General features: G+C 59.5%; 11 protein-coding genes. 5 read left to right on the top strand and 6 right to left on the bottom strand.

Annotation, left to right across the window (positions count from 1 at the left end; translation table 11 throughout):
- Positions 1-68 precede the first annotated feature (68 nt).
- Complete coding sequence (locus tag HMPREF2807_RS00785) at positions 69-3,038, bottom strand: VWA domain-containing protein (RefSeq protein ID WP_070509664.1); 2,970 nt, start codon at positions 3,036-3,038, stop codon at positions 69-71.
- Positions 3,038-3,685 carry a hypothetical protein gene (locus HMPREF2807_RS14085; RefSeq protein WP_232751584.1) on the bottom strand — a complete coding sequence of 216 codons (648 nt, stop codon included), beginning with the start codon at positions 3,683-3,685 and terminating at the stop codon, positions 3,038-3,040. The genes HMPREF2807_RS00785 and HMPREF2807_RS14085 overlap by 1 nt, the downstream gene beginning before the upstream one ends.
- 435 nt (positions 3,686-4,120) lie before the next feature.
- On the opposite strand from HMPREF2807_RS14085, the gene HMPREF2807_RS00775 reads away from it, so the two are divergent.
- The 4 genes from HMPREF2807_RS00775 (at position 4,121) to HMPREF2807_RS00760 (ending at position 6,192) form a co-directional block, all read left to right on the top strand.
- Entirely contained in the window at positions 4,121-4,855 is a 735-nt protein-coding gene (locus HMPREF2807_RS00775; RefSeq protein ID WP_070509662.1) for a queuosine precursor transporter, read from the top strand.
- A gap of 119 nt (positions 4,856-4,974) precedes the next feature.
- Positions 4,975-5,184 carry a type II toxin-antitoxin system RelB family antitoxin gene (gene relB, locus HMPREF2807_RS00770; RefSeq protein WP_070509660.1) on the top strand — a complete coding sequence of 70 codons (210 nt, stop codon included), beginning with the start codon at positions 4,975-4,977 and terminating at the stop codon, positions 5,182-5,184.
- A gap of 2 nt (positions 5,185-5,186) precedes the next feature.
- Entirely contained in the window at positions 5,187-5,471 is a 285-nt protein-coding gene (locus tag HMPREF2807_RS00765) for a type II toxin-antitoxin system RelE family toxin (protein ID WP_070509658.1), read from the top strand.
- Positions 5,464-6,192 carry a sortase family protein gene (locus HMPREF2807_RS00760; protein ID WP_070509656.1) on the top strand — a complete coding sequence of 243 codons (729 nt, stop codon included), beginning with the start codon at positions 5,464-5,466 and terminating at the stop codon, positions 6,190-6,192. Before HMPREF2807_RS00765 ends, HMPREF2807_RS00760 begins: the two co-directional genes overlap by 8 nt.
- On the opposite strand, the gene tgt is transcribed toward HMPREF2807_RS00760, so the two are convergent.
- The 4 genes from tgt to HMPREF2807_RS00745 form a co-directional block, all read right to left on the bottom strand.
- Positions 6,180-7,463: a tRNA guanosine(34) transglycosylase Tgt gene (gene tgt / locus HMPREF2807_RS00755; protein ID WP_010188410.1), complete on the bottom strand. Its 1,284-nt coding sequence runs from the start codon at positions 7,461-7,463 to the stop codon at positions 6,180-6,182. The two genes, HMPREF2807_RS00760 and tgt, sit on opposite strands and share 13 nt — an antisense overlap.
- 6 nt (positions 7,464-7,469) lie before the next feature.
- Entirely contained in the window at positions 7,470-9,902 is a 2,433-nt protein-coding gene (locus tag HMPREF2807_RS00750) for an MMPL family transporter (RefSeq protein ID WP_070509654.1), read from the bottom strand.
- Between the two features lie 346 nt (positions 9,903-10,248).
- Positions 10,249-10,752, bottom strand: coding sequence for a hypothetical protein (locus tag HMPREF2807_RS13805; RefSeq protein WP_141745879.1), 504 nt, complete (start codon positions 10,750-10,752; stop codon positions 10,249-10,251).
- 145 nt (positions 10,753-10,897) lie between these two features.
- Positions 10,898-12,148 carry an MFS transporter gene (locus tag HMPREF2807_RS00745; protein WP_070509697.1) on the bottom strand — a complete coding sequence of 417 codons (1,251 nt, stop codon included), beginning with the start codon at positions 12,146-12,148 and terminating at the stop codon, positions 10,898-10,900.
- Between the two features lie 113 nt (positions 12,149-12,261).
- Here HMPREF2807_RS00745 and HMPREF2807_RS13800 point away from each other — a divergent pair, with 113 nt between their 5' ends.
- Positions 12,262-12,429 (top strand): hypothetical protein, encoded by a 168-nt coding sequence (locus tag HMPREF2807_RS13800; RefSeq protein WP_158010513.1) that lies wholly within the window; start codon positions 12,262-12,264, stop codon positions 12,427-12,429.
- Positions 12,430-12,494 lie beyond the last annotated feature (65 nt).

Below are 12,494 nucleotides of genomic sequence, written 5' to 3'. Positions count from 1 at the left end.
CTAATTACCTTTCGAAGGGGAGGTTCGCTTCTGTTCTATTTAGGGTTGGTGCGTGCTGCTCAACCGGCTTAGCCCTGGGAGCCGAATCCCGGGCTAGGGGGCCAGCCGCCATTGTTACCAGGGTTACCAGGATTGTTCGGTCGCTGCTGGCCTGGCTGGCCGAAACCGGGGCCTCCACCGAAGCTGGATCCGCCACCAACGTTGGGGCCACTGCCAAAGCCGGGGCGCCCTGGCCCGCCTGTGGGCCCTGGCTGGCCGTGATTCGGTGGACCGGATGGCTGGGACGGCCCAAAGCCTCCGTGCTGCGGCGGTTGCTGCTGCGCACCATTGCGGGGAGCACTCTGCGGGCCGCGCTGCGGCGTAGGTGGTTGGCCAGGGTGTGGTCCGCTCTGCGGGGCATTCGGCGGCTGCGGGCCAGGCTGGCCCGCCTGCGGCGGCGTCTGCGGCGGTGCCTGCGACTGTGACTTCTCGGCGGGGAATTCCACTTGGTCGAAGAGCTGCAGGGCCTGGCGGCTGATCTCCTTGGACATCTCGTCGTACGCGCTGGCCTGCGCCAACGTATCGACAGTCAGGACGATCTCTCCGGAGTTGCGGTCCTTCGCGTTGCCCACGAAGAACCACGTGTTCTGCACAGCAAGTGGCAGCACTGCGCGATATCCGGACTTCTTGCCCTTACTGGAGATAGTGCCATCGCGCTGAACCTCCACGTGGGCGGCGGTAAAGGGGCTCAGGCCCATCTTTACCTTGGCGTCGTTGCCACCCAGGCGAACAGAACGTGCAGAGGTCTCCACTGGAACGGCACCTTGGAACTCGTCCTTGGACACCGCAAATGGGCGGCCATTATCGGTGCGTATGAGGTTCGCGCCATCGCGCTTGACCGGGATGGTCTTCGCAAACATGCGCGGCTTCTCCGGAATGCGGCCGCTAATCCACTTCATCAAGTACAGAATTCCCAGGGGGATCAGCAACGCGAGCACAACCGCAAGGACGAAGGACAGACCGAACGCGGACTTGTTCAATGGCGCGCTCATGGAGCCCTGCAGCGTCAGCGGTAGCTCCAGCTGTTGGTTATCCTCAGCCGACTGCAGGTTAATCACCGGCTCCACGCGCAGCGGGCCATCCGCCATCTCCTCAACGCTCACCGTCACCGGGATGGTCGTTTTCTCATCCTTGGAAAGCTCCAGCGCGGAATCCTCAGAGTTGTGCTTGGAGCTCACGGAAACGGAAGGTACTCCTGCGGGAAGCATGCCGTCAGCGGAATCCACAGTCTGGTCTGCTACCCAGACCTTGCCGGGACCGGTCACGGGGACATCGACGGTAATTTCTTTCTCCGTCATGGTGATCGTCTGCGCCGAGCCCACCGTCGGCATATTAACCGGGGTAACGGTCAGCGGCGTTTCCGCGTTGATGGGATCCAGCTTCGAGCCTGGACGCTCATCGGTGCCCTTGGTGGTGATCTCCACGCGCGTCACCAGCTGACCGGATGCCGCGTTTTCCACTTGGTCCAGCGGAATGTCGACTGGCTGCCCATCCGTGATGGGCGCATTGTCCACGAGGGTAACCGGGGAACCATCCTCCGGTACGAACTCGGCGTAAAGGGTACCTTCGCCCTCCAGCGTGCGCGGCTCGCCTTGGCCATCGACCAACTGCCCCTTCAGGACTTGGTCCGAGTTGATGCCGCCTTCCACTTTGGAGCCGTCTTCCGTCTTGAGATCCAGGTTGAGGCCCGGCACCATAACGACGGAAGCGAGATACTCACCGTCAGTTCCTTCAGCCACCTTGTAGCCAAAAGTCCAAGCACCTGCCCAGGGGTCGCCGTCCTTCTCCATCGCGATATCAACCATGCCTGGAAGCTTGCTGTTCTCCGTCACGGAGACCTTCGCGCCGGCTACGTGAGTGGTATCAGGCTTGAGCTCAACGGTTTCACCATCGGGCCCAGTCAGAGTCGGGATGAGCTCTCCTTCCCCAACCGAGCTCTTCGGCACCGCCGACAATCGCACTGGGGACACGGAGTTATCGAGGACGAAATCGAATTGGTCCTTGAGGTTTCCCTCCTTGGTCACACCACCCGAGGTGGGGATGAGGTTACGGAAGGCTGCGAACAGCGCCGCTGGATCCTCACCCGCGTCGAAGAAAGCACCGTTAGGGGCGCCCTGGCCGCAGTCTTCGCCCTCCGCCATGCGGGTGAGCTGGCGGACCTGATCTTGTGCTTCCGCAGCCGGCACGAGGCCCACGTTAAAGAGGCGGATATTGGAGTTGCGGAACGCGGTGACAGAGGAATTAACCTCACAGAGCTTGTCCTGCGCTCCCTGGAGATCATGAGCCTCGGCATCGGTGTAGTACTTGCCATCGGTAAAGAACACGATGGCGCGGCAGCTGCTGCCCTGGTGGGAAGCCAGTTCCTTGAGTGCTCCCTTGTAGGCCGCGCCATAGTTGGTCTCTAGATCCGCAACACGGTCCTCCTGTCGGAACTTGTCCAGTTCGCCTTTGAGAGCATCCCCATTGCCGGAGACATTGGTCCACCCGCCATAGTCAGCCGGATCGCTGTAGTACTCGGAGCCGAAACCAGCGAGCTTGACGTTGATGTCTGCGCCATTGTCCTCCCCGAGGTTGGCCAGCTGCTTGACGATGTCCGCCGTGGCATCAACGCGGAAAAAATCAGCATCCGTCGGCTTCGAACCCTCATAGCCCACCAGCGAGGCCGACTGGTCAAGAACGAACAACAGGTCCGCAGATTTTTCGCTGGCGATGCAAGAGCCAAAATCAGAGAGGTTCTTTTGCGAGACCTCAGAAAGCGCCGACTCGGAGCCGATTCCCTCAACGTGCTCCTGCGGCGGCTGATTCTCCCCGCCGTGGTCTTCTGGGTTCTCCCCGTTTTGTTCTTCCGGCTGACCTTCCGGTCCCTCTGGTGCAGGAGCCTCCGGCGCGGGGGCGTCTGGGGCCGGAGGAGCCTCCTGCGCCACCGCTCCCAGGCTGCCGCCGAATCCGGCGAGTGCCATCGCCGCGGACAGGGCAAGTACACGAGTGAGCTTCTTCATTAGACGCCAACCGCCTTTCCTACGTAGAAGGCGATTTCCACCGCAGCGACAATGACAAGGACAAAGCTCCCGCCCATGATGAGGCGGTACAGCAAGGTTTGCGTGGTGTCCTCTACATAAAATGTCTCAGCCTGGCGCTGCGTGTTCTTCAGCGTATAAATACCCAAGAGAATAAAGGACACAATTCCAGCCAGAAGCCAGCCGCCAATAGCCAGGCCAAAGAACAGGACCTGCGTAGGAGCCGCCACGAGCGGGGCGACAATCAACAGAATCAGCGCAATGACCGCAGATACGCCAGCTGCAATGAGAAGCGGCCACGGTCCCTTCGTGGGGCCCGTGGGTGTTGCCACCTGGCGGCGGTAGTCCGGCGCCGGGGAAGACTGGCCGAAGCCATCCGGCGAGCCCGGCGCGCCGAAGGAGCCACTGGCACCCGAATCGGAACCTTGGCCAAACCCAGAACCCGAGGAAGGCTTCTGTACGGGGTTCTGCGCAGGATTCGGTGCACCAAAGCCACCGAATCCACCAGGTCCACCGGGCGCGCCAAACCCAGAGCCAGAACTGTTTCCGGACCCTGTGCCTGGCTGGGGAGCCCCCTGTGGCGGGCGCCCGCCGAACTGTGGTGACGAGCCTGGGGAACCAAACGTCATATCGATGACCTTCCCTAATGCGAAGTTGTGCCGCCGACTAGCCTCTGCCTACTCCATCGAAAGGCGCAGAAGGCGAAAAGACCAGCCGGAGGCTTAAGGACTAGAACCAAGGTAGCCGTGCCCCCTGACACGGCCTGCCCTTCAGTGGCCCGAAATTCGAACGCGCCCGAATCTCTTCGAGCGCGCCGTGGCACAGTAGACAGGAAACGTGCAGGGAACACGAAAACACTGCAAGCAAAAGAATGCCACACTAGGAGCGTTTTTTCTGCCCACTTCACAGATCTTTATGGGTGGACTACCGGAACTGCCTCCCAGGAAGGTGCAGCTCAACTGCTCTTTCTTCAGGAACAAGGAGGAATGGGAGCACTCCCCGTCTGATGGGAATCAATTTCCCCCATTTCTGCTTCCCCCATCTTCATGGAAAAATGCTGTGTCATGACAACTCAATCGGCAACCGCAACCACCGCAAATGGTGGCGAGAGCATCCGATTCATCCCGGTACATTCCACCTTGTACCCGTGGCTGGTCGCGGTGTTCGTCGTTACCTTCCTCATCTCGAACATCAACGCCACGAAGGGCGTCCAGCTCGGCCCACTCATCACCGATGGTGCCTTCTTCCTCTTCCCCCTCGCCTACATTGTGGGCGACGTTCTCTCCGAGTGCTACGGCTTCAAGTCCACCCGCCGCGCCGTTTATATCGGTTTTGCCATGGCTCTTTTGGCCGCGGTTTCCTTCTACATTGCGATTTGGCTGCCCGCGGCTGATTTCTACGAAGGCCAAGAAGCTTTCGAAGCAACTCTCGGCCTCGTGCCGCAGATTCTCGCTGCCTCCCTGGCCGGATACCTCGTGGGCCAACTACTCAATTCCTTCACCTTGGTGAAGATGAAGGCCCGCACCGGCGAAAAGGGGCTCATTGGCCGCCTTGTTGCTTCCACCGTCGTCGGCGAATTCGGCGATACTCTGCTGTTCTGCGCCATCGCAGCGCCCGTCATCGGCATCGATTCCTTCAGTGGCTTCCTGAACTACGTCATCGTGGGCTTCCTCTGGAAGACCGCCTGCGAGGTCATCATGCTTCCGCTGACCACGCTGGTCATCTCCTGGGTCAAGCGCCGCGAGGATTACGTGCCTATCGACGAGACCGAAACCCCTACGGCAGCGCCCTCTAAGTAGCAGCGAAGCATCCCAGACTTTTAACCCCCTTGGCACGCACTGTGCTGAGGGGGATTTTTCACTCTTCCCTTCACCCTCCCCATAGAATACAATGTATTCACGATGGTTAAGGAGGAGATATGGCTACTTTGACAATTCGCATGGATGATAACGACGCTGAGCTCGTTCGAAATCTAGCCGCCTTTGAAGGACATACAATATCTGACTTTGCCCGAGCAGCGCTTTTAGAACGGGTCGAAGACTACTACGACCTTCAGGAACTGCGCGCAGCAATGGCAGAGGATTCTGGCGAACGGTTTAGCCTTGATGAGGTCCTCGAGGATCTCTAAAGATGTCGGAGGGAATCACTTCATATCACGTCGAATTCACTTCGAAAGCCCGGAAACAGCTAAAGAAGTTTGACCGATTCGATGCGCGAATCATCGTGACGTGGATCCAAAAGAACCTCGAGGGCTGCGAAGCCCCTCGAGCTCTCGGAAAAGGATTGACTTCAAACCGTTCAGGTGAATGGCGCTATCGGGTCGGTTCTTACCGCATTCTGGCGTACATCCACGACCAGAAAGTAACGATTGAGGTATTCGCTATTGGCCACCGGAAGGACATCTACGATGCATAAGCATCTACGAGGTTCCCTCCTCCCCATCCTTGGCCTGGCTACAGCCTTCAACCTTGCGGCATGCTCGGGTACAGAGGAAGTCACCACGTCGTCTGAAACGACGAGCCACGCGGCACCGGAAACGACGGCGGTGAGCAGTGAGGCGTCGCCAAGCGCAGCACCCACCCCGCCCCCACTTAATGAGGGCCCGGCACCCGCACTGACCGGCACGTTTGAGATGGACGGCCCAGCCACCATCACGGGCGCGACCTATGATTCAATGCCCTTCGTCGTGCCCCTCAACCCCGCAGGGCCGCAAGAGACCATGGTGCGCTGGGTCCAGGACTGGGGTGAGTCACCCGCCACAGCAGAGCAGGGCACCACCTACGTGTTGGGCCATGCCTGGGGCCAGCAGAAACTGGTATTTAACCCCTTCTCCGAGGTGGTCACCGCCAACGTTGATCTGAGCAACCCCACCGCCGTGGAGGGCCTCGACGGGGCGCAGGTGCAGCGCTTTGCGACGCCCATCCTCAACGGCTCCCACATCCGCATGACCTCCGAGGGCGGTGCCGGGCGCGAGTGGATCGTGGATAACGCCTTCCTAGTTGACAAGGAACAACTAGGCAGCGACGCCGACCTGATGAATACCGAGGTTCCCGGGCGCATCGTACTCATCGCCTGTGCGGTAGACGGCGCAACAGACTTGGAGTACAACGTCATCGTCACCGGTCACTTGGCGTAATAGCGCCCCAGGAATTCATCGCGATAAGCCTCGTAATAGCCGCCATCGATGGACTCCCGAATGTTATCTACCAGGCGGATCATGAACTCCAGGTTGTGGATAGTGCACAGCGTGCCAGCCAAGAATTCCTTGGCTTTGAGCAGGTGGTGGAGGTAGGCACGGGAGTAATTCTCCGAGACGTAGCCGCCAAATTCCTCATCCACACCAGCAAAGTCACGCTTGAAGCGTGCATTGGTGAGGTTCATGCGGCCATCAAGGGTGTAGACGCCACCGCGGCGCGCCAGGCGGGTCGGCGCCACGCAGTCGAAAGTATCGGCACCAGCCTCAACGGCGGTAAAGATGTCATCCGGTTCAGAGATACCCAGCAGGTGCCGGGGCTTATCGACGGGCAACTCATCGCACACCCAGCCCACAATCGTTCCCAGGTTCTCCTTCTCTAAAGCGCCACCGATGCCGAAGCCTCCGAAGCCGCGCCGGCCATTCGCTTCGGCGCGATCGGAGAGCTCCACCAGTCCGCGGGCAGCTTGGCGGCGCAGGTCCTCATACTGCGCGCCCTGCACCACTCCCCACAGGGATTGGCGGGGTTTCTGCGGGCCGCGGGCGAGCGTCAACCGGTCGTGCTCATCCAGGCAGCGCTGCGCCCAGCGGCGCGTGCGCTCGACGGATTCCTCCTGGTAGGTGCGGGTATCCACGAGCGTGGTGAGCTCATCGAAGGCAAACATAATGTCCGCGCCCAAGCCATGCTGGATCTGCATGGAGACCTCTGGGGTGAAGCGGTGTGTGGAGCCGTCGATGATGGATTTAAAATCCACGCCATCCTCATCGACCTGCGCCATACGCTCCTTCTTGGCCGCACGGATATCGGAGTCCGTTAGGTCCGCCACGTCCATGGCGAGGACCTTTTTGAAACCCACGCCGAGGGACATGACCTGGAATCCGCCTGAGTCGGTATACGTCGGCCCATGCCAATTCTCGAAGGCAGCCACGCCACCGGCCTCGTCCACGATGTCGTGGCCCGGCTGCAGGTAGAGGTGATAGGCATTGGACAAGATAGCCTGGGCTCCGGTCAAGCGAATCTGCTCCGGGGTCAGCGTCTTCACCGTGGCCTTGGTGGCCACCGGGATGAAGGCCGGGGTCTGGATATCACCGTGCGGGGTATGGATAACACCGGTGCGGCCGTGCTTTCCCGGTTGTGCTGGACCGCTTAAATCCAGCTCCTTCTTCACGTCGAAGGAAAGGTCGGTCTCAAGCTGCGGCTTAGGGTGAGTCATAGGGAACTATTCTACGGGCTGCGCTGCCTTATCCTCTGCTTCACGGGATGCTGCCGCGTGTTTGCGCTCCCATTCTTCTTCCAACGCCGTGCCCTCGATGTCGAGCTGTGGGATCAGCTTGTCCAGCCACTTCGGCATCCACCAGGTGGTGTGCCCCATGAGGAACATGGTGGCGGGGACAAGCGACATGCGGACTAGGAAGGCGTCGAAAAGCACGCCCGCCGCCAGCGCGAAGCCGAAGATCTGGATGAAGGGCAGCGGCTGGCTGATAAAGGCCACGAAGACGGAAATCATGATGATGGCCGCGGCGGTGACCACGCGGGCACCGGCGGTAAAGCCGGCGATGGTGGCCTCATCATTGGCGTTGTACTTGCTGTACTTGCCACCGCTGCCCTGCGGGTAGCGGGAGAAGTGCTCACGCATGCGGGTGACCAGGAAGACCTGATAGTCCATGGCTAGGCCGAAGGTCACGCCGATGAGGAAGATGGGCATGAAGGAAATCAGCGGGCCCGGCGCGGGCACCAGTCCGGTGAGGCCGTCCTGCCACACAAGCACGGTCAGGCCAAAGGCGCCGCCGACGGAGAGCAGGAAGCCTAAGCCCGCCACCAGCGGGACCAAGATGGAGCGGAATACCGCCAAGAGCAGGAAGATAGCCAGGCCCACCACGATGGCGAGGTATGGCCCCATGGCCCCTTCAAGGCGCTCGGTGATATCGAGCTGCACCGCAGTCAGGCCTGTCATGCCGATCTCGGCACCGGTGGCATCCTCCAGCTCCGCGCTGGCGGTGCGCAAAGCGGAGGCGGTGCCAACCGTGGCCTCATCCGTCGGCGCGGTAGTGGGACTGACCATGATCTGCGCTGCCTTCATATCCTTGCTCACGCCCACCAACTGGGCGTGCTTGACCCCGCCGACCTGGTTCAGGCGCTGCACGGAATACATAAAGGAAGAAAGAGCGGCCTTCTTCTGCTCATCCTCTTCGCCCTCCTGGCCCTGGATATAGGGCTGCAAAGCCGCGGAATCCGGGTTGGCGTTAGCGCCATCCACGATCACTAAGAAGGGGCCGTTGATGCCGGGGCCGAAGCCCTCGGACAGCAGGTCCGCCGCCTTGCGCTGGGTGGTATCCGGATTAGACGTGGTATCCGCCGGAAGCGCCAGCTCCATGTGCAGGACCGGGGCCGTCAAAGCACCCAGGCCGAGCACCACCAGCGCCATGACGATGCCCGGGGCACGCTGCACCGTGCGCACCCAACGGTTACCCATCGTTGGCTTCGTGCGGCGCGGGCGGCGCTTCGTGGGGTTGCCGGCCACGCCGGGGATACGCCCAGCAAAGGCCTTATCACCGAGCAGACCCAGCATCGCGGGCACCAAGGTCAGCGCCACAAGCACGGCCATGAAGACCGTACCCGCAGCGGCCAGCCCCATCGCCGTCAAGAAGCTAATGCGCGCCACGAGTAGCGCAAAGAGCGCGATGAAGACCGTCGCGCCGGCAAAGACCACCGAGGAACCCGCCGTGCCAACGGCCATGCCGGCGGCATCCGGTCCGTCCATGCGGGAGCGCTCCTGCCGGTAGCGCGACATGATGAACAGCGCATAGTCGATGCCCACGGCCAGGCCAATCATGACGGCCAGCACCGGGGTGAGGTTGTTGAGCTCCATCCAGTGGGTAGCAATCATGACGCCCATCGCGCCCAGGCCCACGCCCACGACCGCGGAGATAAGCGGCATGCCCGCGGAGGCCAGCGAACCAAAAGTAATAATGAGGACGATAAACGCCACGGCTAGGCCGATGACCTCAGAAATCGAATTGACCTGGATCTCATCACCGAAGCCCGCGCCGCCAGCCTCTACTTCCAGCCCCGCCGCGCGGCCGATATCCATGGCCTCATGGACCACGTCTTTATCCGCGGGGTCCACCGAATAGGGGCTTTCCGCATCGAAGTCGAAGGTGGTGTAAGCGATGGTCTCATCAGCATTGACCATGGCCAGGTTATCGGCATCCGCCCGCGCGGTCTCCTCCGGCAAACCCATGGAGGTGAACTGCTCAATGACCTGCTGCTGAAGTGCTGGCGATACCTCAAGCGGGTTGCCCCAACGCTGCTGGCTGCCCTCCGGGATATCAAGGCCTTCAGCAATGTGGTGCACCACGTCCTCGACCGCTTCTTTATTATGCGGATCGCTGAGCTTCTGCCCTTCCGGGGCCTTGAAGACGAGGTTAACCGACGGCGCATTTGCCGGATTACCATTTTCCGGGAAGAGCTCCACCGCGCGGCGGGTGGCATCAATAGCGGGCGTGCCGCTGATGGAGTACTCCGTGGTCATCGGCTTCATCAAGCTCAAGGTTGCTCCACCCGCGGCCGCCACGATGAAGATCCAGGCGATGATGACCTTCCATCGGTTGATGTAAGACCAGCGGCCTAGGTGGTAGAGCAGCTTTGCCACGGAAATTCCCCTTCACATGCGCGATTATTGCTCGCGGAAGCTTTGGTGGTGGACACGAATGTGCACCAGTTTAACCAGTTGGGCTGTGAAGCCCTAACGACATCGTGCACCTAGATAAGCACCAGCTCGTGGTTGAAAGACTGCGGCAGACACCCCGTATTCACAGGCGACCTATTCCCGGCTCTTACTAAGTAGGACAACCGTATCGACACACGACGCTTGAGTTCGTCCAGGAAAGCTTTCGGCATACTCTCAAATCCATGTTGTTGAGGGGTTTCGCCGTCATCAACCATGACACCGCAGAATAATGACCTTCCGGCGCAGTTGATAAATGGACTCTAGGTGGTCAAAGTTTTCTACGAAGCGGTATATAGGCAGTCCTAGGAGAGTCCCCGAAGACCGCAGTTGGATGCACTTTCCAATCCTCTCCTTCTCGGAGAAGCTGCTGTATTCCTGCTCTACAGAACATCCCGGCCCAGATCTGTGCTGCAGCCTTTCCGACGCGTTTGGTTACTCCTAAATGCACCGCCGCCGCGAACTCGCCATTCGCTCTGTCCGGCTGGTTTAACACCGACAAAACGAAGGCACAGGGATCTGCGCTTAGGCGTTTGATCGCATCATCAAATTCATCGGTGCGCGATGCGCGTCGCCATTGTGCAATCTCACCAGGCAGTACTAGTTCTTGAGCAGAATCAAATGTGTACCGCCCAATCAGGGAGGTTAAACCAAGTGCTGGTATATCGGATAATTCTTTTTCTGAGAAAGTCCCCACCTTCTCAAGATTCAATCGAATTTCATCGACGGTCTTTGCATCGGTTAATGCCCAGGCAAATAGTTCAACTTCTAACACGTCACATCCTTGGTAGAGACAGACCCCAGATTTACATGTGTAGCGCCTACTTTGGAAACTCCACTCACCTGAAGGCCTCTGCCCGAGAGCCGTGATGTTGTAGGCAAACTGGCCAATTGCACCCTTGCGATGCGTACTTACTTCATTACAAAGGAACAGCACCCTCAGCTATATCTGCCGTACGCGGCGAACGCGCCACAGGCAGGGACGACGCAACAGCTGCAACCACCAACGCAGCTGCCAAGGCAACCGCCGCAACACCAGGCTGAGAAGAAAGCGCCGCGAAAAGAATCATTCCAAGCGGGGTACCGGCGGTAAAGACCAGCTGATCCTTTGTTGCGAACTGATGCACCAGATCATCATCTCCCAAAGACTGCCCGAGAGAATCCCACGCAATGCCTGCCGCAGTCATCAACAAGGACGCAGCAGCACCAACTGCGGCGATGAGCACGAAGACAGAGGAGAATGCCAAAGCCAGGATCTGCCCGGCCAGAAGAATCAGCATCAGAATTTGCAAGGTGCCAAAACGCACCCGATCTAATGCCTTCAGAATTGTTGCGGCTGAGCCAATCAGCGAACCGACCGCAAGCGCAGTTGCCATAAACCCCCACGACTTTTCGTCGAAAGTATTCATAATCCATGTAGGTCCAGCACTTCCCAGGAAGCCGTTGACAATTGCCGCGACCAGCCAAGTGCCGAGCCCTACCCGCACCCAGCTCGGGAGTGTTGGGGCCGCAAGAGGCTTGTTCGGGCTCGATGAACCTGCGCTGTCCGGTTCTGGTTCAGCCGCTGCGACATTAGAGCTTTCGCCTGCTGGTTCCCTGCGCACTGAGAGAAACGGAAGAACAAAGAGCATGGCCACGAGGAAAGTGGCGCCGTCGATAAGCAATACCGTGTTGAATCCCAAGGTGAGCACTGCCGCTGTACCGATGAGTGGGCCGGCGATAAACAGCACATCACCGAGCATCGACAGGGTTCCATTGACGCGGGTGCGCTGCTCATCGGAAAACAGCTGCGACAAGAGACTAAACCTTGCTGGCCCAAAGAATGACGAGGCACAACCGTACACGCAGCTTGAGAGCGCGAACGCAGCAATGGAATCGCCGCGAGCCACCACCCACGCCACGGGTCCCCACTGCGCCAACATCCGAACGACATCACTACCCAGAATCCAGGTCACCGGCCGGTGAGGTGGCGGCAGCTTTCGGACCACTAAAGAACTAAGGAAACGGCCCGCCCACAGTGCGATAAGCACCACCGTCAAGCCGCGCCCCGACGGATCTACTCGGTGTGCCTGAAGCGCAAAAGCAATCGGGATGAGGCCGTCACCTAACCCGGAAACGACAGCGGCTGCGAAGACGAGCGAGAACGTAGCTTTAAAAGAAAGACTATTCATCAACCTCAACATTTTATATGTGTTACACTTCATAGTATTGATCTATAGAGAGCCAGAATACATCCCCCCTGTCCAGTCAAAGTTTTAACCCCTGAAGTGCTCTAGGAGACCCCATGTCCACTTTCGTCATCGTTGCCGTCGCGGCCATCCTTCTCATTGCCATCCCAGCAGGCATGATGAACCGACGGATTCACAAACGTACGGAAGACCACGACCCCGAGGCGCGCCAGGCCGCGCTGGATTTCCAAAGAGATGTTGATAGAGGCCGGGCCAGCTTCTAAAACACAAAAAGACCGGCACCCCAGAGCTAAGAGTGTGATGTCTATGGAGTTTTTGGACACGGAGT

It is taken from the genome of Corynebacterium sp. HMSC074A09 (assembly GCF_001811545.1).
Lineage (GTDB): Bacteria > Actinomycetota > Actinomycetes > Mycobacteriales > Mycobacteriaceae > Corynebacterium > Corynebacterium hiratae.
The sequence above is the reverse complement of the archived record's forward strand: the minus strand, read 5'-3'. Positions and strand labels throughout refer to the sequence as shown.